Raw genomic sequence first — 18,561 nt, forward strand, 5'->3', positions numbered from 1 at the left:
CGTTCCCGTCCCTTTTCTTCAGGGGGCGGGGACGGCTTTTTTCGTGCCCGTGCGGGAGCTGTCCGTCAGTAGAGGGGCGTCGGACGAGGAGCAGGGGATGACGCCGCGATGGACTGGCCGTGGGGGATGCCGGAGACGGCTGCCGCGCTGATCGGGGTCGCCGCGATCCCGATGGCGGGCGGGTCGGTGCTGGCGGCACGGCGCGGGCGCCGGCTGCGCGGGCAGATCGTCGCGGAGGCGCTGGCGGCGATGGCCGAGCTCGCCGAGAGCGGGCCGGTGGCGCTCGACGACGACCTGGTCCGGGTGGTGCGCGGGCTCGCCGGGCAGCACCGGCTGGCGATGCGGGTGGAGGGGGAGATCCGGCCGTACGCGGGCACCGGCCGGCCGGTCGGTCACCTGATCGGCGCGGCGCTGGACGAGCTCCGGCGGGTGGCGCGGCGGCGAGGCGGCCCGGAGCCCGCGGCCGCCCGGCGGCCGGCGACCGGACCGGTGCCGCTGCCCGCGGACGCGGCGGAGCTGGCCGGGATCTGCGACCGGGTGATCGCGGCCGCGGAGGCCCGCATCCGGCAGGCCGGTCTGCTGCTCACGATGGCCGCCCCGGGGGGAGTCACCGTGCCTGCCGACGGCGGGAACGGCGGCCCGGGGACGAGCCGGGAGCGGATCGCCGCGGCGCTCCGGGCCGGGGACGTGCTCCGCCGCCGCGCCGCCGAGGAGGCCGGGAAGGGCCGCCTGATCGCGGCCCTGGAGACGGTGGCGGCGATCGAGGTGCCGGTGCCGCGGGACGGCGTGCCCGGTGAGGCCACCCGGCGGGAGCTGGCCCGGCACACGGCGCGGTTGCGGGAGATCGCGGTGACACACGAGGCGGAGCTGCTCGGCTGGCTGACGGACGCGCGTGCCCGGTACGCGCCGCACGAGGGGGGTACGGCATGAGACGGCGGCGGAGACCGGAGCCGGAGGACGGTACCGGGCCGATCGCGTACGGGCCCGCGGACCGGCGGGCCGACGCGCGGCACGGGCGGCGGGACGGGCGCCGGCGCATCCCCTCGCTGACCACGGTGGCCGATCTCGCCGAGGCGGAGGCCCGGCTGAGCACGCCGTACCAGGAGGAGCTCGGGCACACCGGGACCTACCGGCTGAGCGAGCTGTACCAGGACTTCCTCCTGCGGACGTCGGACCTGCGCGACCAGGTGGCGCGGCTGCGCGCCGCCCTCACCACCGATCTGGAGCTGATCGAACGCGGCCGGGAGGCGCTGAGCGAGGCCAGGGCCGAGGTGACCGAGAGCGAGCTGCTGCCGCGCAACCCGCAGGAGCTGCCGCTGGCCGGCACCCCGGAGCTGGCCGGGCGCCGGGAGTCGATGCGGCGGCAGCGGATCGCGACGGCCGAGGAGGAGCTGACCCGGCGGCGGTCGGCGGCGGACGGGCGCCGGGAGGCGATCACCGCGGCGCTCGCCCGGATCGACCACGAGTTCGCGCTGGCGCAGGCCCGGGCCCGGCGGCTCGCCGACTACTACGTGCTGCGGATCGCGTCCTACTGGGACGCGGTCGTGCAGACCCACCCCGACGGGCGCAACCTCTCGTCGGCCCTGCCGCCGGTCTCCCTGACGACACCCGCCTGGGTCGACGGGACCTGCCGGGACGGCGTCGTCACCCTGTCGTCCGCCGAGGAGGTCGTGCCATGAGGTTCCCATCGCTCCGGCCGTGGCGCCGGGACCGCCCACCCGCCGCGCTGGTCCGGGCCCTGCACGAGCTGGGCCGGCTCTCCGCGGAGCCGGTCGAGTACGAGGTCGACGCCGACCTGAAACGGATCCGGGAGGGGCTGGTCCAGCTGATCGGCGACTGGGTGCCGGACGAGGGGGACGCGGCGATCAGCCGGAGCGTCGAGGAGTACATCACCTCGTCGATCGCCCGGCTCAAGGCGGACATGCACGTCCGGCACGACGAGTTCCTCAACCGGTACGACAAGCTCGAGGCCGAGGTGCAGCCCTACGTGGACCGGGCGGCCACCCTCCGCGACGACCGGTACCAGGACCTGCGGGCGATGACCGGCGCCGTCTCGCACGCGCTCGACCGGCTCAGCGATCCGGAGACCCCGATCTACGACCCGCGCGACACCGACGAGCCTGGGGAGCCCCGGCCATGACGACACCGCGAGGCGCCCGCATCATCTACGGCGACCCGTCCCAGATCGCCGGCCGGCCCTGGACGAAGGCGTTCTCCTGGCTGGTCCTGGCCGCCGCGGCGGGCGTCGACATCGTCACCTTCTACCAGGTGCTGGTCCTGGTGCTGAACGTGCCGGACGAGCTGGTCATCGTCTCGGTGGTGGGCTTCGCGGCGGTCGCGCTGGCGCTCGCCCACCACGCCGGGCTCCAGGCGCGCCAGGCGCTGGACCCGCGCACCGTCGCCGGCTCCCGGACCATCGCCGTCATCGCCGCCGGCGGCTGGGCGCTCCTCGGTGCCGTCGCCTTTCTGGTACGCATCGTCCTGGAGGACTCGACCGGCTCCGGCGCCTCGCAGTTCACCACCGAGGACGGCCTCGTCACCGATCTCGGCGCCGGCACCGGTACCGCCGAGCACTACCTGCCCGCCCTGCTCTTCCTGGTGCTCTACCTCGCGACCGGGCTGGTGGCCGCCCTGGCCGCGTACTTCCGGCAGGACCCGGCGGCCGTCCAGTTCAACCGGGCCGCCGAGCGCCGCTCCAAGACCGCCCGTGAGTACGCCGACACCCGTTCCCGGTACGCCCGGGCGAAGGCGGTGCTGGACGCCATCGCCCAGGCGCGGCGCCGTCGCGAGGACGCCATCCGCCAGCTGGACGGTCAGTTCGACGCGGCCGCGCGGATGCTGCACTCCGAGGCCCAGCTGAGGCTCTCCCGCAGCCGGGCGGCCGCGGGACGCCGTCCCCCGGTCTTCTACGCCCAGGGCTTCCCGGTGGACCCGGCGCACCCGCCGCTGCCCACCGACCGTGGGCTGGCCGACCCGACCCTGCGCATCCCCCTGATCCCCCCGGCCGCGCCGCTGCCACCGACCCCGCCGCGCGGTCACCGACCCGACGATCCCGAGGAGACACCGTGAAGTACCGGATCCGTTGCCTGGTGGCGACGTCCGCGCTGGCCGCGACCGCGCTCGCCGGTTGCTCCGAGAGCGACCCGTTCGCCGCCGAACCGGTGAACATGGCCTGCCCGGCACAGTCCGGCACGGCGGTGACCCTGGTCGTCGGCGCCCGGGCGAACAGCCCCGTACCGAAGCTCCCGGACCAGGTCAGGGCCCTGGTCCGGGAGGCCGCGAAGAAGTCGGCGCCGATCCAGGTGATCCGGGTGGACGGGGTGCCGACCGTGGCGCTGAACGCGACGTTCAAGAGCACCGGGAAGAACGACGCGATCCGGGGCCGGGAGCTGACCGGCTTCCTGGACCAGATCACCGGGTTCGTCGGACGGTTGCAGCCCAAGCAGCCGCAGGCGGACGTGCTCGGCGCGCTCACCCTGGCCGCGCACGGCACCCCGGAGGGCGGCACGATCGTCCTGCTGGACTCCGGCATCCCGACCACCGGGCCGCTGACCTTCACGAACACCGAGATGTTCACCGTGAAGCCGACGGAGGTGGCCGACTTCCTCGGCACCGAGAAGCTGGTGCCGGACCTGACCGGCCGCTCGGTGGTGCTGGCCGGTCTCGGCGACACCGCCGATCCGCAGGAGGTCCTCCCGGAGAATTACCACAAGCAGGTCACCGACCTGTGGACCACGGTGGCCGACCGGGCCGACGCGGCCTGCGTCGACGCGCTCACCTCGGCGCCGGGCCGTACCGCGATCACCACCGCGGTACCGGTCAGCGTGGTGGCGCTGCCGAAACCGCCGGCCTTCTCGGACTGCGGCACCACGGTGCTCTCCGACAGCAGCCCGGTCGGCTTCACCTCGAACACCGCCGACTACCGCGACCCGGACGGTGCCGCGGCCACGCTGAAGAAGCTGGCCGACCGGATGAAGGGGCACACCCAGCGGGTCACCCTGACCGGGACCACGTCCAGCGAGGGGAGCGAGGAGTCGAACCAGGACCTCTCCGAACGGCGGGCCGCGGCGGTCAAGACGTCACTCACCGATCTCGGGGTGGAGTCGTCGCGGATCACCGCGAAGGGCGCCGGGGAGCACGGCCCGAACCGGGTCCGGGACACCACGAAGGACGGCACGCTGATCCCGGGCGCGGCGAGCCGCAACCGGTCGGTCGTGGTCACCCTCGCCTGCGGGGACTGATCCGGCGATGACACACCCGGCCGGCGACGCGCCCGCCACCACGCTCGACCCGGGGCGGACGCGCCGCGGGCCGGGGGAGACCGGCGCCGACGAACCCGCCACCACGCTCGACCCCGGGCGGACCCGCCGACCGGGCGACGCCGGTGCTGACGTCACCCGGCTCGATCCGGGGCGTACCCGGCCGGCGGGCGGTGGACCGGTCCTCCCGGAGGGGCTGCCCGCCGAGCTGGACGCGCGGTTCGCCGTGCTGCGCCGGCTGGGCAGCGGCGCCGAGGCGGAGGTCCACCTGGTCGAGGAGCGGGCCAGCGGCGCCGAGCGGGTCCTGAAGATGTACCGGGAGGCGGGGCCGGACCGCGAGGTGCGCACCTTCCTGGCGAACAAGCGGAGCCGGCACACCGTCACGGTGCACGAGACCGGGACGGTGGACGGGCCGGCGGGCCGGCGCGGTTACGAGGTCCAGGAGCACCTGGCCGGCGGCAGCCTGCTGGAGCTGCGCCGGGAGCATCCGGGCGGGCTGGCCGCGGAGACGCTCGCCGCCATCGTCGGGCAGGTCGCGGCGGGTCTCGGCGAGGTGCACGAGCAGAGCATCGTGCACCGGGACGTCAAGCCGGCCAACATCCTGGTCCGGCGGCTCGCGCCGCTCGAGGTGGCGGTGATCGACTTCGGCATCGCGCGGTATCTGCCGTTCGAGACGACGGTCACCGACGGCTCGGGCACGGTCCGGTACATGCCGCCCGAGTTCATCTCCGGCGGGCTCCTCCACCCGGCGTACGACTGGTGGTCGCTCGGCATCAGCGTGCTGGAGCTCGCCACCGGCCGGCCGTTCCTGGAGCTGATGGACGACGCCGAGGTGCGTACGTTCGTCGGCACCCGCACGATGGGCGCGGAGACCGTGGTCGACCCGCGGCTCCGGCTGCTCTGCCAGGGACTGCTGGTCCGGGACCCGGACGAGCGCTGGGGAGCCGGCGAGGTGGACCGGTGGCTGGCCGGCGAGTCGCCGGAGGTGGCCGAGTCCCGGGTGTCCGCGCCCGGCGCGGCGGAGGCCGAGGTGGCCGAGCCGTACCTGTTCGCGGACGTGGAGTACCGCAACCGGGTGCTGCTCGCGATCGCCATGACGGCGGGCTGGGAGCACGCCGCGCGGCTGCTCTTCGGGCCGGACCCGGAGCCGCTGGACCGGCTGCGCGCGTGGCTGCGGCAGTTCCCCGGCACCGCGGCGGAGCTCGGCGACCCGGACGAGCCGCCGGACGTACGGCTGCTGCGGCTGCTGCGGTCGATGGCCCCGTCGCTGCCCCCGGTCTACCGGGGGATCAACATCGCCCGGCCCCGGCTGGACCAGCTCGCCCGGGGCGCGGTCCGCGGTGAGGGGAACCTGCCCGCGGTGGTGCGCGAACTGTGGCGGTACCGCCTGCTGCCGCTGCTGGCGACCGGCCCCGGCGCGGAGGGCCTGGACGGCGGCGACGGCCTGGACCGGGCGGACGCGGACTGGCGGCGGGAGCGGGCGCGCTGGGCGGAGGCGGTGGAGGCCGTCGGTGATCCGGGGGCGCGGGCGGCGCTGGAGGGCGCGGACCCGGACGGGCGGCGTCGCGCGGCCGATCGATCGCGGACATTGAGCCTGTGGGCGGTGTCGGCGGGTGACGCGGAGCGCGCCGCGGTGCACCGGGAGCTGCGGGTGCTGGCCCGGCGGCTGCGGCTGGACTGGTTCACCCGTCTGGTGGAACGGCCCGGCGGGATGTGGCCGGCGTACGCGCTCCGGGACCACGCCGAGGAGCGCGCCGAGGTGGAGCGGGCGGCCGCCCGCCGGCGCGCCTGGCTGAGCCGCAACCGGCGGTTCCGGGAATGGTCGCGGCGGCAGAACCGGCCGGTCGCGCTCTCCTGGGCGGTGGCCGGGGTCTTCCTGACGGACGCGGTGTGCGCGCTGCTGATCTGCCTGAGCGACATCCTCGGTACGGCGTCGGACACCGCCGTGGTCGACGCGTGGGCGGCGACCGCCTTCGCGAGCCTGGCGGCGCTCACCGTCGAGACGGCGCTCGCGTGGGAGATCGGCGGGCGGTTCCATCCGCGCTACTCGACGCTGGGTACCGCCTTCATCGCGCTGGGCCGGGCCGCCCGGTCGGTCGCCGGGCGGGGGATGGCGCTCGGCGCGGTGGCCGTGGTGCTGGTGGCGCTCGGGCTGACCGTCTACCGGCCGGTGCTGCCGCCGGTGGTCTGCGGCGTGGCGATCGTGGTCTGGGCGGTGCCGCGCTACCTGCGCTGGCGGGTGGAGAGCGAGCGCGAGGAGGCCGAGGCCGACCGCGGCGCCCGCGAACTCCTGGACGGCACCGGCGCCTGAAACCGGGCCCCTGTCCGTCAGGGAGGGGCGTCAGGACGGCGAGGAGGAACGATGAGCTCTGGTGGAATTGTGGTCATGCCGGCCGGTGCGGTGCTGTCCGCCGGTGCCGCGGTGGTGCTCACCGCCGCGGCGGCCGCGGCGCTCACGGTGTGGGCGGCGAACCAGGCGGCCGAGGCCGCGCTCCGGGGGCTCGGCAACCTCGGCGAGAGCCTGGAACGGACCGCGGAGGCCCAGGCCGCCGCGGCGATCGCGGCGCTGCGCTGGCCCCGGGTCGCGGCCGAGGTGGTGGAGCTGAACGCGCGCCTCCGGCTGCTCACCGAGCGGGCCAGCCGGGCCGGTGTGGCGGTCGCGATCCCGGAGCCGCTGGTGCTCGCCGGGCGTACCGAGCAGGAGGCCGCGACCTGGGCGGCCCGGGCCGCGCCGCTGCTGCGCGCCGCCGCCGAGGCGGTCGCCGCCGGATGCGCGGCGACCGAGTCGGAGCGGCTCGCCGCCGGGCTGCCGGAGAGCATCCGGTCCGCGCCGGGTACCGCGGCCGCACTGAGCCGTCTCCAGCAGACGCTGCGCGACCGGCACCGGACGGCCGCCCCGGCCCCCGCGCCGGCCCGCCCGGCCGCGCCGGCGCCGGACCTCGACGGGATCCTGCGGACGCTGGACGAGGACGCCACCGAACAGGAGCGGCTGACCGTGCTGCGTACCGCCGCGCTGGCCGGGGGCGCCGCTCCCGCGGAGGCCCGGGCGTACGTGCGCCAGCTGCGGAGCCGGGTCGCCGAGCTGAACGGGCGGGCCGAGCGCCGTCGTCTCGCGGCCACCCTGGTCACCGCCCTGGAGGAGCCGGTCGTGGTGCGTACGCCACCACCGGGACCGTACGGCGGGACGGCGGCACGGCTGCGCGCGGTGATCGGTGGGCAGGCCGACCTGACCGAGGAGCTGCTGACCGAGGCGTCCGGCGCCCTCCGGTGGGCGGAGACCGTGATCCGGGCCGCGTACGTCCGGGAGACGGTCTCCGCGTGCCTGGCCGAGCAGGGGTACACCGTGGACGCCGGTGACCCGGCCGAGCTGCGGCTCTCCCACGCGGACTGGCACGGCGAGCACTCCGCCGCGGTCTGGGTGGACACCGCGGGGACGGTGCACGGGCGCCTCGAGCGGGAGGAGGACGTCGACGGCGACGAGGCCGCCGGCCGGGACCGGGAACGCTGCGACACCTTCACCGCCGACCTGGCCGTGCTCGCCGGCCGGCTCGACGCCGAGGTGGTGGTCGACCCGCGCCACACGCCGCAGCGCCGGGCCCGGACCGCGCCGGTCACCGTGCCGGTCCAGCGGCCGAAGGCGCGGGAGGTCCGGTGAGCGCGCCGCTGCTGCCGGGCTTCCCGGCGTTCGCCCGGGAGCTGGCCGGCACCCTCGCCGTCCACTCGCAGTTCGTGCTGCACGGCAATCTGCGGGACCTGTACCTGGTGGAGCCGCCGGGCGGCCCGGCCCGCCCGGTGCCGATGCTGCAGCTGCTCTGGGCGGCGCTGGAACCGCGCGGCTACACCTGCCTGGTCTGCTACGACCCGGTCGACGGCATCACCGTGTACCCGCCGCACCCGGGTGCCACCGAGGCCGCGCAGCGGCTGCTCGGCTCCCGGGTGATCGGGCGGCGGCCGTCCCTGGAGCGGCTGCGTACCCACCTCGCCAAGGTCACCGGCGTCGCCGAGCAGGCGCCACCCGAGGGCGGCGCGGCAGGGGAGGCTCGGCAGGGCCACCCGCAGGGCCCGCCGCCGGGTCAACCGCAGGAGGGCGCGGCCCGCCGGGACACCGTGGTCCGCCCGCCGCTCCGGGCCGCCTTCGTGATCGACTACGCGGCCCGGATCACCCGGGTGCCCGGCCAGCTCGACCCGGTGGAGCGCGACTTCTTCCTGTACTGCCAGAAGCTCGCCTTCACCGCGGAGCCCTTCGCGAGCGGGCCGGTCCCCGGCGAGCGGTTCAACCCGGTGATCTGGCTGGTCGAGGGGGAGCGCGACCTGCCGGCCTGGCTGACCGCCGGTGTCGAGCCGATCCGGACGATCGCCGTCGGCACGCCGAGCCTGGGCGACCGGGAGCGGCTGGCCCGGGCGGTCACCCCGATGCTGCCGCCGAGCCAGGGGGCGACGGGCCGGTACGTGCCGGGCCAGGCGCCGCCGGACGGTGACCGGGTGGCGGACGAGTTCGCGAAGCTCACCGAGGGCATGACGCTGCGGGCGATGACCGAGGTGGTCCGGCTCTCCCGGGACCGGGGCATCGGCGCCGGGGAGATCGCCGACGCGGTCCGCACCTACAAGCTCGGCGTCGCCGACACCCCGTGGCGGCACGACAGCCTGCGCAAGCACATCAGCGAGGGGGAGGAGCGGATCGCCGAACGGGTGCTCGGGCAGTCCCGGGCCACCGGCAAGACGCTGGACATCCTCAAGCGGGCCGCGCTCGGGCTCTCCGGCGCGCAGGCGACCAGCACCGCCTCCCGGCCGCGCGGCGTGCTCTTCTTCGCGGGACCGACCGGCGTCGGCAAGACCGAGATGGCGAAGCAGATCGCCGAGTTGCTCTTCGGGGACGTGAACGCGTACCTGCGGTTCGACATGAGCGAGTTCGCGGCGGACCACGCGGCGGACCGGCTGGTCGGCGCGCCCCCCGGGTACGTCGGTTTCGAGGCGGGCGGCGAGCTGACCGGTGCGGTGCGGCGCAACCCGTTCCAGGTGGTGCTCTTCGACGAGATCGAGAAGGCCAGCACGTCGATCCTGGACAAGTTCCTGCAGATCCTCGAGGACGGGCGGCTCACCGACGGGCAGGGCATCACCACGCACTTCTCCGAATGCGTGCTGATCTTCACGTCGAACCTGGGCGTCGTGACGACCGACCCGGTGACCGGGGAGCGGGTGCAGCAGGTGGAGCCGGGGATGCCGTACCCGGAGCTGGAGAGGCGGGTGAAGGCGGCGGTGCGGGACTACTTCACCGTCACGCTGGGCCGTCCGGAGCTGCTCAACCGGCTCGGCGACAACATCGTGGTCTTCGACTTCATCGGCCGGGAGGCGGCGTACAAGATCTTCGATCTGCAGCTGGCGAACACCGTCCGGGCCGTGCTGCGGGAGCAGCAGGTGGCGCTCCGCTTCACCGAGCAGGCCGGCTGGCAGCTGCGCGAGGCGTGCACGGTGGACCTGCCGAACGGCGGCCGGGGCATCGGCAACCTGCTGGAGAGCAACCTGATCAACCCGCTGGCCCGGGAGCTCTTCGACCGGGACGTGCCGCCCGGCTCGGAGGTGCTGGTCACCGGGGTCCACCCGGGCAGCGACGTCGCCGGTCCGAGGATCGAGACCCAGATCTCCGGCGTACGGAGGCCGTGGTGAGCCGGGTCTGTCGTAGCTGCGGTCCCGGCGTGCTCTACGGCGACGACGAGGTGCTCTGTCCCGAACACATCAGGGATCTCGAACCGCAGGCGGAGGCGACCGCCGCACCCACCCCGGAGTGGGCGGAACCGGAGGCCGTACCCGACGACGGGCGGAGCTGCTGGAGCTGTGGCGCCGAGGTTCCGCATCCGTCGAACACCGAGTGCGTCAACCCGGCCTGCCGCCGGTCGCTGACCCCGCCCGGGCTGGTGATCCGGTTCCCGGCCGGCGAGGTGACGGTGGCACCGGGGAGCCGCGCCGAGCTGGGCCGGCGGGGCGCGCACGCCGGGATCTTCCGGGACTACCCGAACGTCTCCCGGCACCACGCGGTGGTCGGTGCGGAGCCGGGTGGGCGCGCCTGGATCGAGCCGGGCCCGGCGCCGAACGGCACCTTCCTCGACGGCGCCGAGATCCCCGTCGCGGAACGCCGGGATCTCCACTCCCACCAGCGGATCCGTCTCGGCCTGCACGCCGAGGGCACCGTCACCGTGCACGCCGTCCGGGAGGGATGACCGTGGCCTTCTTCCAGCGCCTGATCGAGCGGTGGTGGTCGTTCTGGGCCGTCGCCGGCGGCATCGGGCTGACCCGTCTCACCCCGCCACCGCCGCCGCAGGTCGACCCGTGGCTCTCGGCGGGGGAGGTGGCCGCCCAGGCCGAGCGCGCGGCGGTCGCCGACGCGGCGTCGGCGATGTTCAACCAGTGGTCGTTCGGCGGTCCGGGCGACCCGCCCTCGGAGGTCTTCGACCCGCCGTTCGTCCGGGAACTGCGGCACCGCCGGGAGACGGCGATCGGCGCGCTGCGCACCGCACATCGGCTCACCGGCGAGCAGCTCCGGGAGGCCCGCCGCCGCCGCGACGAGTCGCAGGCCCGGATGGACGACGCCCGGGCCCGGATGTCCGGTCTGGCGTCCCGGGAGGACGCCGACGAGCTGGACCCGGTCTTCGAGCCGGTGGAGGGCCCGCGGGAGGGCGACCGGACACCCTGGGAGGGCGAGTCCACGCCGCTGCGGCTGATCTGGCGGCTGCTCATCCTGGCCGTGCTGATCGCGGCCGAGGCGATCCTGCAGTACACCGTCTTCGACTACTTCCTCGGCACCGCCGGACGGGACGAGGTGACCCGGTGGATGGCGCTGCTGGTCTCGGCGGTGGTGGTGCTCGGGCCGTTCCTCTCCGGGACGCTGCTGCGCAGCCGGGCGGCGACCGGCGGGGAACGGCACGGCTGGTACGCGTTCGCCGTCCTCGCCGCGAGCTGGCTCTTCGTCATCGTGGTGCTCGGGCTGGTCCGCGGCCGGGTGCTGGAGGCCGGGGTGCCGGCGACCGGGCGGCTGCACGTCACCCCGCTCACCGTGATCCTGATGTTCGTCGCGCTGATGCTGGTCGGCGGGTCGATGGCGTTCATGCTCGGGCTGGCCCGGCGGCACCCGTTCCAGGAGGCGTACGTCCGCAACCGTGCCCACCGCGACCGGTACGAGCTGGTGATGCGGACCATCGCGGCCCGGCTGAACCCCGCGTACGTGACGCCGGACGAGGGCGAGGACCCGCTCGACGTCCAGGAGCGGGCGATCCGGGAGGCGTACGCGGCGGCCGAGGAGGCGTACTTCGCGGCGCTGGCCCGGGCCGTCGGGGATCCGGCGTTCACCGAGGCGGTCCAGCACCGGCGGGGATCGCAGGTCCGGTCGTGAGCGGGGCGGTGCTGCGGATCGCGCGGACGCACTTCCCGGTCACCGCGCTCGGGCCGGGCCGCCGTTTCGGCGTCTGGGTGCAGGGCTGCCCGCTGGCGTGCCGGGGCTGCATGTCGCTGGACACCTGGGCGCCGGAGGAGGGCACCGCGATCGCGCCGGCCGAGCTGGCCGGGCGCTGGCGGGAGGCGGTCCGGCAGGGCGCCACCGGGCTGACCGTCAGCGGTGGCGAGCCCCTGGCCCAGCCGGTGGCGCTGGCCGCGTTCCTGGCCGCGGCGGCGACCGGCGAGCACGACGTGCTGATCTTCACCGGGTACGAGCCGGAGGAGCTGGACGAGCGGCAGCGGCAGGCGGCCTCGTACGCGGACGTGCTGATCACCGGCCGGTACGACGCGTCCCGCCCGACCCGGCTGATCTGGCGCGGCTCGGCGAACCAGCGGATGCGGGTGCGGACCGAGCTGGGGCGCCGCCGCTACGAGCCCTTCCTGGAGCTGGAGCCGGAGCGCCCGCCGCTGGAGTTGTCCGCCGGCGCGGACGGGGTGCGGCTGATCGGCGTGCCCACCCGGGGGACCCTGCCGCGCCTGGAGCGGGATCTGCGCGCCCGCGGGCTGGACGCCGGGGTGACGTGGCGGCCGTCCGCGCGTCCCTGAGAAGGCCCGTCAGCCGCCCGGGACCGCGCGCAGGGCGATGTCGACGGTGCGATGCAGGCTGGCCCGGTCGGCGCCGGCGGCCGCGTGCACCGCGTTGCCCTCGCTGACCACCATCACGTAGCGGGCCAGTCCGGCCGGGTCGGTGCCCGCCGGCAGGTCACCCTCGGCGACCGCCCGGCGCAGGCGTTCCGCGAGCGCCTGCTCCCCGGCGAGCCGGCTCGCGGCGAGGAACTCGGCGACGCCCGCACTCCCGGTGGCCAGCCCGCCCTGGATCGACAGGCACCCGGGTGGCCGGTCCGCCCTGGTCAGCGCGTCGGCGTTGGTGTGCAGGAAGGTCGCGATGACCGCGAAGCCCGTCTCCTGTCGCAAGGCCTCTCCGGCGTACGCCATGTCCACCGCAGCGTAGCGCGCGATCGCCGCCCGGAAGAGCTGCTCCTTGTTGCCGTAGGCGGCGTACATGCTCGGGCGGTTGATGCCCATCGCCTCGGTGAGATCGCTGAGTGACGCGCCCTCGTAGCCGCGCCGCCAGAACACCTCGACGGCCCGGTCCAGTACCGCGTCGGCGTCGAAGCCCCGCGGCCGTCCCCGGTCCCGTGCCGTTCCGCTCATCGCCGTCTCCTTCCCGGGTCTGGGTGACACAGCTCATCTTAACCGATCGGTACAGAAATAGGCGGGGCGGTGGTAGCGTTCCGACTTGCGTACCGATCGGTACAGAAATAGTCGAGGAGACGATCGTCATGGCACAGCTCACCGGCAAGAACGCCCTCGTCACCGGCGCGACCTCGGGCATCGGGCTCGCGGCCGCCCGCCGGCTGGCGGACGAGGGTGCGCACGTCTTCCTCACCGGGCGCCGGACGGAGGCGCTGGACGCCGCGGTCGCCGGGATCGTCGCGGCGGGTGGCAGCGCCACCGGGATCCGGGCGGACGTCGCCGACCTCGGTGACCTGGAGCGGGTCGCCGCGGCGGTCCGCGAGCGGGGGAACGGGCTCGACGTGCTCTTCGCGAACGCGGGCGGCGGCGAGTTCGCGGCGCTCGGCGACATCACCTGGCAGCACTACGCGGACACGTTCAACACCAACGTCGGCGGCACGCTCTTCACCGTCCAGACCCTGCTGCCGCTGCTCAACCGGGGCGCCTCGGTGATCCTGACCAGCTCCAACATCGACGTGAAGGGCGCGGCGGCGTTCAGCGTCTATGCCGCCAGCAAGGCCGCGCTCCGCTCGTTCACCCGCAGCTGGGCCGCGGAGCTCGCCGGCCGGGACGTCCGGGTGAACAGCATCGCGCCCGGTCCGATCGGGACGCCCGGGCTCAGCGGTCTCGCGCCCGACCCGGAGGCCGCCGAGCAGCTGCTGAAGAACCTGGCGTCCGGCGTACCGATGAACCGGCTGGGACGCCCGGAGGAGATCGCCGACGCGGTGGTCTTCCTCGCCTCCCCGGCGAGCACCTTCATGACCGGGGCGGAGATCTATGTCGACGGGGGTGCCAGCCAGATCTGACACATGGTGGGCGGCACCACTTTCGGGTGATTGACGCGGCGAAGGCTGGGTACGGTGACATTCGGTTGATCTCCATCGTGTGGCCGTGCCGGGTTCCTTCGCCGCCCGGCCCGGCCCGTCGTTGATGCCGTTGTAGCCGATCAAGCCGAGGGGTTCCCGGGTCGTGAATGTGTTCGCCGAGACGTTGCTGGCCGCGCCGATGGCGCCGATGGTGGCGTGGGTGGTGCTGATGCTGCTCTCGCTGCCCGCACTGCTGTTGCTGGCCGCTCCACGGGCGCTGCGCAGCCCACGGCAGGCGGCCGTGGAGACCGTCGGCGCGCTCCGCCGGTACCGCCGGGAACTCGCCGTCCGCCGGGCCAAGGCGACCGAGGCCGCGCGCTTCGCCGACGAGGTCTCGGTCGCGGCGGAGCGGGCGGACGAGGCGGCGCAGCGATGGCACGACTGCTGGGCGCAGGCGGACCGGCACGTCGACGAGGTCTGGCAGGCATGGCAGGACGCCGAGCGGGAGCTCGCCCGGATGCGGGTGGCGGGTGCGTTCCGGCTCTGCGCCAGCCAGCGCACCACCGCCGAGTACGCCGACCGCGAGCGGTACCTGCACCGGGCCGTCCGCGACGCGGTCGACCGCGGTGACCTGCCGGCCGCCACCCTGACCGAGGTGCTCGCCGGGCGCGGTGACTGGGACGCCCGACGGCACCCGGTGGAGCAGGAGCTGGTCGTGCAGCAGGCGGTCGTCGCGCACCGGGAGCGGGTGTACCGGCAGGCCGCCGCGGCGGAGCGGACCGCGTGGCACGACGCGCAGCTCGCCCTCTCGGCGCGGGGCAGCCTCCGGCACGAGGCGGGTCGCGCGGGTGCGCAGGCGGCGGCGCTCCGCCACGACCTGCCCGCGAGCGTGCGTCACCAGCGGGCCGCGAGCCGCCGTCTCGTCGTACAGCAGGCGGCCTGAACGACGCCGCCCGCCGGGCGGCCTGAGGGAAGCCTCCCGGCGCGGGGCCGCCTCCCGCTGATCCTCGCGGATTGTCCGTACTGACTATCCTGTGCGGAGATTCGGACGGCGGGGAGGCCACGTGTCGACGGAGAAGACGACCGGCGAGGATTTCGCTCGCATGCTGGACACCACGGTCGGGGCACTCCGTGCCGTGCGGGCCACCCCGGAGGACGAGGAGGCGGCCCGCGAGCGCCGGATCGGCGAGGCCGCCGACGGACAGGTCCGGGCCGAGTTCGGTGCCGACGGCCGGCTGCAGTCGGTGACGTTCGACCCGCGCCTGATGCGGCTCAGCTCGGCCGAGCTCGGTGAGTACGTGGTCGAGGCGGTGAACACGGCGATCGACGCGATGCGCGGCGCCTCGCCGGCCGCACCCGAGACGGGCGACCTGGGACGGCTGACCGAGCAGCTGGAGGAGATCCGGGACACCGCGGTGCCGCGGCTGGGCGCGTTCCTGCAGGCGCTCACCGACGCGCAGGCGCGGATGACGCCGGGCGGCCCACGGTGAGCGGCTTCCAGGTCGAGCCCGCGCTGCTGCGCTCCGGCGGTGACCAGGTGATCGGCGTGGCCGAGCGGTTCATCGGCGACCTGGACGGCTTCGAGTCCCGGATGCAGGGGTACGGCGAGCCCTGGGGCGGCGACGACATCGGCACGCTGATCGGCACCGTCTACACCGCCGTCTCGGCCTGGGTGCTCGACTGCATCGGCGTGGCCGCCGAGGAGATCGGGTCGGCCGGCAGCGACGTGACGCTGATGGCCGACAACTACGAGGCCGCCGACCAGGACGTGGCCGACGGCATGACCGGCATGCAGAAGATGCTGGGCTGACGCGATGGGACTCCAGCTCCCCGGCGAGCTGATCACCGCGCTCGGCTGGATCGGCCTGAGCTGGCCGGAGGCCGACGAGGAGAAGCTCTTCGAGATGGGCCAGGCCTGGATCGAGTTCGGCGGCCGGGTGGCGGGCGCCTCCGGCGAGGCGTCCTCGGCCGCGGCGGCGATCTGGCAGCAGCACGAGGGCGACGCGATCCAGGCCTTCCAGAAGTGGTGGACGAAGGCGGACAGCGGTCCCGGCACCCTGCCCGACTACGCGAACGCCGCGATGCTGGTCGGCACCGGGATGATCATCTGTGCGGCGATCGTGCTGGTCCTGAAGATCCAGATGATCGTGCAGCTGGTGATCCTCGTGATCGAGGTGGCGCAGGCGATCGCGACCGCGATCGCCACGTTCGGCGCCTCGCTGGCCGAGATCCCGATCTTCCAGACCATCACCCGGGAGATCGTCGGCATGCTGATCGACCAGGTGATCTCGGAACTGCTCAATGGCTAGGCACCATTCGCCGTCGAGCTCGACGACGCGGGGCGGCGCGGCCCGGCCGTCGCGGGCCGGGCGGCTGGTCAGCCAGGCGCTCGAGGCCGCACCGTCGGCGCCCCGGCGGCGCAGGTCCGCGCCCGAGGTCAAGCGGGACGACAGCCTGCCCGAGTTCGTCGTCCGGATCGAGCGCAAGAGCTCCTACAAGCAGGGCGCCTGGCTGGAGAAGTCCCGGTCGCTGAAGAAGCTCAGCGACGAGGGCAAGCTCTTCAAACAGGCCAACCCGGTCGCCCGCAACGGCAGCATCACCCGTGGCTACAAGGCCCGCGTCGAGAGTCTCATCAAGAAGAAGTACGACGAGGACGACCCGATGCGCGACAAACTGCTCACGGCGCTGAAGAAGACGAACCCCGATCACGTGTGGGAGCTGCAACTCGGCGGCGCCGACGACCGCAGTAACCTGAAGCTGCTGGACGGGCATACGAACCAGGACATCGGCCGGGAGATCCGGAAACAGATCGCCAAGCTCCCGAACGGTACGCCGATCCGAATAGAGGTAGTGGATTGAACCCCGAGCTTCGGGAGCTCATCGAGGAGCTGCGCACCGACCTCGCGGTGACCGGCGCCGGCGCCGAGGCGTGGGCGCACATCAACGCGGGCGCTCCGGCCGAGCGGATCCCGGCCGGCACGCCGCAGCCGGTCCGCGAGCTCCTGGAGGTCGCCGACGGGATCGGTGCCGGCCCCTTCGAGCTGATCTCGCTCGGCATGTACGACCACTACCAGGGCCTGCTGCAGCACATGCCGGACTTCACCGGGGTGGCCGACGACCCCGGCGCCTGGTTCCACCTCGGCACGATGGACGAGGAGCCGTTGCTGCTGCGGCGGGACACCGGCGAGGTCTGGTGGGTACCGCCGACCAGCACCGACGAGTGGTTCGCCCGCGAGGAGTTCGCGATGGCGATGCCGAGTCTCGAGTTCTTCCTCGTCCTCTACGTCTTCGGCCCCCGGTATGCGGACGTCGCCTTCGACGAGTTCGAGAACGAGGAGACCGACCGCTGGTGGGCCTTCCTCGAGGAGCACGACCTGACCACCGTCCCCGGGGACGACGACTACGACGATGACGATGAGGAGACCGGCGCGTGACGGTGACCCGTGAGCAGCTCACCGCCCTCTGGGGTGCCGACGGCCTGCTCTCCTTCCCGGCCGGGCTCTTCGACGACGTGCTCGGCCCGCTCGGCGACGGCGTCCTCCCCCCGGAGAACCTGTTCCCGGCGCACGTCCCGATCCTGTTCGACGCCGCCGTCGAGGTGGAGGGCCTGGAGCTCTTCTCCAAGATGAAGATCGAGATCGGCGACGAGGGGCCGCGGATCTACATCGTGCTGGGCAGCTCCCCGGAGAACCCGTCGCTGCTCTTCTGCCTCGAGGCGGAGACCGGCGTGGTGATCCTGCTGGACCTGGCGACGCCGAACTTCGAGCAGGTCAACGCGACGTTCGCGGCCTTCGTCGAGTTCCTGTACCGCCTCGGCCAGCTGATCGAGACCGACCCGGGCGGCCGGGAGCGGGCGGTCCGGGCCCGGCAGATCCGCGGCACGCTGATGGCCGTCGACTCCTCCGCCTTCGTCGACCCGGAGGCCTGGTGGAGCATGGCCTTCGACGAGCTGGAGTCGACCGGCGGCTGACCGGGGTCAGAGCAGGCCCTCGGTGCGCAGGGCGGTGAGCAGCGGGGGCAGGGTGACCGCGGCCGCGCGGGCGTATCCGTCGGCCGACGGGTGGAAGCGGTCCGCGCCGAACATCCGGACCGGGTCGGCGGCGAAGTGCGGGTTGAGCAGGCCGGCCAGCGAGAACGAGTGACCGCCGGCGGCCGTCACCTCGGTGCGCTGCGCGGCGGCCAGGCGGCGGCTGCGCAGGCTGGCCAGCCAGCTCAGCGGCGGCCGCAGCGGGGGCAGGACCCCCAGGTCGGGGCAGGTTCCGACGACGACGTGGCAGCCCGCGGCGCGCAGCCGGCGTACCGCGTCGCCGAGGTGCCGGGCGGCGGTGCGCAGCGGCGCGAACCGGGTGACGTCGTTACCGCCGACGTAGATGACGGCGAGGTCGGGCGCCCGCCGCAGCGCCGCCTCCACCTGATGATCCAGATCGGACGACATCGCCCCGACGATCGCCTGCCGGTGCAGCCGGATCCGGCGGCCGGTCCGCCGGGCGAGTGCGGTGGCGAGCAGGAAGCCGGGAGTCTCCCTCGGCCGGGCCGTACCGTAACCGGCCGCGAACGAGTCACCCAGCAGGACCATCGTCAGGGGCCGCCCGGCTCGCCGGCGGCCGATCTCGGCCTCGCCGCCGGGCGGCGGGCTGGTCGCCAGCGGGATCGTGCGCTGGACGCCGATCACCTGGCGGACCAGGACGGCCGCGGTACCGGCGGGCAGGGCGGCGACCACGCCGAGGATCTCGATCACGCGACGACGGTAGGAACACCGGCCGGTCTGTCGCGAG

General features: G+C 74.5%; 21 protein-coding genes. 19 read left to right on the forward strand and 2 right to left on the reverse strand.

Going from position 1 to position 18,561, the window contains the following annotated elements; all coding sequences use genetic code 11:
- Positions 1 to 108 precede the first annotated feature (108 nt).
- The 11 genes from AB0M08_RS07790 to AB0M08_RS07840 are packed head-to-tail and all read left to right on the forward strand — an operon-like array spanning position 109 to position 12,290.
- Positions 109 to 930 (forward strand): hypothetical protein, encoded by an 822-nt coding sequence (locus tag AB0M08_RS07790; RefSeq protein WP_364490188.1) that lies wholly within the window; start codon positions 109 to 111, stop codon positions 928 to 930.
- The gene (locus AB0M08_RS07795; RefSeq protein WP_364490191.1) at positions 927 to 1,679 is read left to right on the forward strand and encodes a hypothetical protein; all 753 of its coding nucleotides are present in this window, start codon (positions 927 to 929) and stop codon (positions 1,677 to 1,679) included. The genes AB0M08_RS07790 and AB0M08_RS07795 overlap by 4 nt, the downstream gene beginning before the upstream one ends.
- Positions 1,676 to 2,140 (forward strand): hypothetical protein, encoded by a 465-nt coding sequence (locus AB0M08_RS07800; protein ID WP_364490194.1) that lies wholly within the window; start codon positions 1,676 to 1,678, stop codon positions 2,138 to 2,140. Before AB0M08_RS07795 ends, AB0M08_RS07800 begins: the two co-directional genes overlap by 4 nt.
- On the forward strand, positions 2,137 to 3,069 hold the full coding sequence (locus AB0M08_RS07805) for a hypothetical protein (protein ID WP_364490197.1): 933 nt from the start codon (positions 2,137 to 2,139) through the stop codon (positions 3,067 to 3,069). Before AB0M08_RS07800 ends, AB0M08_RS07805 begins: the two co-directional genes overlap by 4 nt.
- Positions 3,066 to 4,241 (forward strand): OmpA family protein, encoded by a 1,176-nt coding sequence (locus AB0M08_RS07810; RefSeq protein WP_364490200.1) that lies wholly within the window; start codon positions 3,066 to 3,068, stop codon positions 4,239 to 4,241. The genes AB0M08_RS07805 and AB0M08_RS07810 overlap by 4 nt, the downstream gene beginning before the upstream one ends.
- 7 nt (positions 4,242 to 4,248) lie before the next feature.
- Entirely contained in the window at positions 4,249 to 6,570 is a 2,322-nt protein-coding gene (locus AB0M08_RS07815; RefSeq protein WP_364490203.1) for a serine/threonine-protein kinase, read from the forward strand.
- Positions 6,571 to 6,621: 51 nt separating this feature from the next.
- The gene (locus AB0M08_RS07820) at positions 6,622 to 7,914 is read left to right on the forward strand and encodes a hypothetical protein (RefSeq protein WP_364490206.1); all 1,293 of its coding nucleotides are present in this window, start codon (positions 6,622 to 6,624) and stop codon (positions 7,912 to 7,914) included.
- Positions 7,911 to 9,923 (forward strand): AAA family ATPase, encoded by a 2,013-nt coding sequence (locus AB0M08_RS07825; protein WP_364490208.1) that lies wholly within the window; start codon positions 7,911 to 7,913, stop codon positions 9,921 to 9,923. Before AB0M08_RS07820 ends, AB0M08_RS07825 begins: the two co-directional genes overlap by 4 nt.
- A complete protein-coding gene (locus AB0M08_RS07830) occupies positions 9,920 to 10,474 on the forward strand; it encodes an FHA domain-containing protein (protein WP_364490211.1) in 555 nt (184 codons plus the stop codon). Before AB0M08_RS07825 ends, AB0M08_RS07830 begins: the two co-directional genes overlap by 4 nt.
- Complete coding sequence (locus AB0M08_RS07835) at positions 10,471 to 11,643, forward strand: hypothetical protein (protein WP_364490214.1); 1,173 nt, start codon at positions 10,471 to 10,473, stop codon at positions 11,641 to 11,643. The genes AB0M08_RS07830 and AB0M08_RS07835 overlap by 4 nt, the downstream gene beginning before the upstream one ends.
- Positions 11,640 to 12,290: a 4Fe-4S single cluster domain-containing protein gene (locus AB0M08_RS07840; protein ID WP_364490217.1), complete on the forward strand. Its 651-nt coding sequence runs from the start codon at positions 11,640 to 11,642 to the stop codon at positions 12,288 to 12,290. Before AB0M08_RS07835 ends, AB0M08_RS07840 begins: the two co-directional genes overlap by 4 nt.
- A gap of 9 nt (positions 12,291 to 12,299) precedes the next feature.
- Here the strand turns inward: AB0M08_RS07840 and AB0M08_RS07845 are convergent, their stop codons facing one another.
- Positions 12,300 to 12,899: a TetR/AcrR family transcriptional regulator gene (locus AB0M08_RS07845; protein ID WP_364490220.1), complete on the reverse strand. Its 600-nt coding sequence runs from the start codon at positions 12,897 to 12,899 to the stop codon at positions 12,300 to 12,302.
- Positions 12,900 to 13,027: 128 nt separating this feature from the next.
- Between AB0M08_RS07845 and AB0M08_RS07850 the strand changes: the two genes are divergently transcribed.
- The 8 genes from AB0M08_RS07850 (at position 13,028) to AB0M08_RS07885 (ending at position 17,756) form a co-directional block, all read left to right on the forward strand.
- Positions 13,028 to 13,786 carry an SDR family oxidoreductase gene (locus AB0M08_RS07850; RefSeq protein ID WP_364490223.1) on the forward strand — a complete coding sequence of 253 codons (759 nt, stop codon included), beginning with the start codon at positions 13,028 to 13,030 and terminating at the stop codon, positions 13,784 to 13,786.
- A gap of 163 nt (positions 13,787 to 13,949) precedes the next feature.
- Positions 13,950 to 14,729 (forward strand): hypothetical protein, encoded by a 780-nt coding sequence (locus AB0M08_RS07855; protein ID WP_364490226.1) that lies wholly within the window; start codon positions 13,950 to 13,952, stop codon positions 14,727 to 14,729.
- A 121-nt stretch (positions 14,730 to 14,850) separates the two neighbouring features.
- Positions 14,851 to 15,276 carry a YbaB/EbfC family nucleoid-associated protein gene (locus AB0M08_RS07860; RefSeq protein WP_364490229.1) on the forward strand — a complete coding sequence of 142 codons (426 nt, stop codon included), beginning with the start codon at positions 14,851 to 14,853 and terminating at the stop codon, positions 15,274 to 15,276.
- Positions 15,273 to 15,596: a hypothetical protein gene (locus AB0M08_RS07865; RefSeq protein WP_364490232.1), complete on the forward strand. Its 324-nt coding sequence runs from the start codon at positions 15,273 to 15,275 to the stop codon at positions 15,594 to 15,596. Before AB0M08_RS07860 ends, AB0M08_RS07865 begins: the two co-directional genes overlap by 4 nt.
- A gap of 4 nt (positions 15,597 to 15,600) precedes the next feature.
- Positions 15,601 to 16,095: a hypothetical protein gene (locus tag AB0M08_RS07870; protein WP_364490235.1), complete on the forward strand. Its 495-nt coding sequence runs from the start codon at positions 15,601 to 15,603 to the stop codon at positions 16,093 to 16,095.
- Complete coding sequence (locus AB0M08_RS07875) at positions 16,088 to 16,645, forward strand: endonuclease (RefSeq protein ID WP_364490238.1); 558 nt, start codon at positions 16,088 to 16,090, stop codon at positions 16,643 to 16,645. Before AB0M08_RS07870 ends, AB0M08_RS07875 begins: the two co-directional genes overlap by 8 nt.
- The gene (locus AB0M08_RS07880) at positions 16,642 to 17,220 is read left to right on the forward strand and encodes a hypothetical protein (protein ID WP_364490241.1); all 579 of its coding nucleotides are present in this window, start codon (positions 16,642 to 16,644) and stop codon (positions 17,218 to 17,220) included. The genes AB0M08_RS07875 and AB0M08_RS07880 overlap by 4 nt, the downstream gene beginning before the upstream one ends.
- Positions 17,217 to 17,756: an SUKH-4 family immunity protein gene (locus AB0M08_RS07885; RefSeq protein WP_364490244.1), complete on the forward strand. Its 540-nt coding sequence runs from the start codon at positions 17,217 to 17,219 to the stop codon at positions 17,754 to 17,756. The genes AB0M08_RS07880 and AB0M08_RS07885 overlap by 4 nt, the downstream gene beginning before the upstream one ends.
- Before the next feature lie 6 nt (positions 17,757 to 17,762).
- Here the strand turns inward: AB0M08_RS07885 and AB0M08_RS07890 are convergent, their stop codons facing one another.
- Positions 17,763 to 18,524 (reverse strand): SGNH/GDSL hydrolase family protein, encoded by a 762-nt coding sequence (locus AB0M08_RS07890; RefSeq protein ID WP_364490247.1) that lies wholly within the window; start codon positions 18,522 to 18,524, stop codon positions 17,763 to 17,765.
- Positions 18,525 to 18,561 lie beyond the last annotated feature (37 nt).

The sequence above is a fragment of the Actinoplanes sp. NPDC051851 genome, from assembly GCF_040681165.1.
GTDB lineage: Bacteria > Actinomycetota > Actinomycetes > Mycobacteriales > Micromonosporaceae > Actinoplanes.

Excerpts from the sequence above, each read along its gene's own strand:
- AB0M08_RS07790 (WP_364490188.1), top strand. The coding sequence starts at position 109 with ATGGACTGGCCGTGGGGGATGCCGGAGACGGCTGCCGCGCTGATCGGG.
- AB0M08_RS07795 (WP_364490191.1), top strand. The coding sequence starts at position 927 with ATGAGACGGCGGCGGAGACCGGAGCCGGAGGACGGTACCGGGCCGATC.
- AB0M08_RS07800 (WP_364490194.1), top strand. The coding sequence starts at position 1,676 with ATGAGGTTCCCATCGCTCCGGCCGTGGCGCCGGGACCGCCCACCCGCC.
- AB0M08_RS07805 (WP_364490197.1), top strand. The coding sequence starts at position 2,137 with ATGACGACACCGCGAGGCGCCCGCATCATCTACGGCGACCCGTCCCAG.
- AB0M08_RS07815 (WP_364490203.1), top strand. The coding sequence starts at position 4,249 with ATGACACACCCGGCCGGCGACGCGCCCGCCACCACGCTCGACCCGGGG.
- AB0M08_RS07820 (WP_364490206.1), top strand. The coding sequence starts at position 6,622 with ATGAGCTCTGGTGGAATTGTGGTCATGCCGGCCGGTGCGGTGCTGTCC.
- AB0M08_RS07835 (WP_364490214.1), top strand. The coding sequence starts at position 10,471 with ATGACCGTGGCCTTCTTCCAGCGCCTGATCGAGCGGTGGTGGTCGTTC.
- AB0M08_RS07845 (WP_364490220.1), bottom strand. The coding sequence starts at position 12,899 with ATGAGCGGAACGGCACGGGACCGGGGACGGCCGCGGGGCTTCGACGCC.
- AB0M08_RS07850 (WP_364490223.1), top strand. The coding sequence starts at position 13,028 with ATGGCACAGCTCACCGGCAAGAACGCCCTCGTCACCGGCGCGACCTCG.
- AB0M08_RS07870 (WP_364490235.1), top strand. The coding sequence starts at position 15,601 with ATGGGACTCCAGCTCCCCGGCGAGCTGATCACCGCGCTCGGCTGGATC.
- AB0M08_RS07875 (WP_364490238.1), top strand. The coding sequence starts at position 16,088 with ATGGCTAGGCACCATTCGCCGTCGAGCTCGACGACGCGGGGCGGCGCG.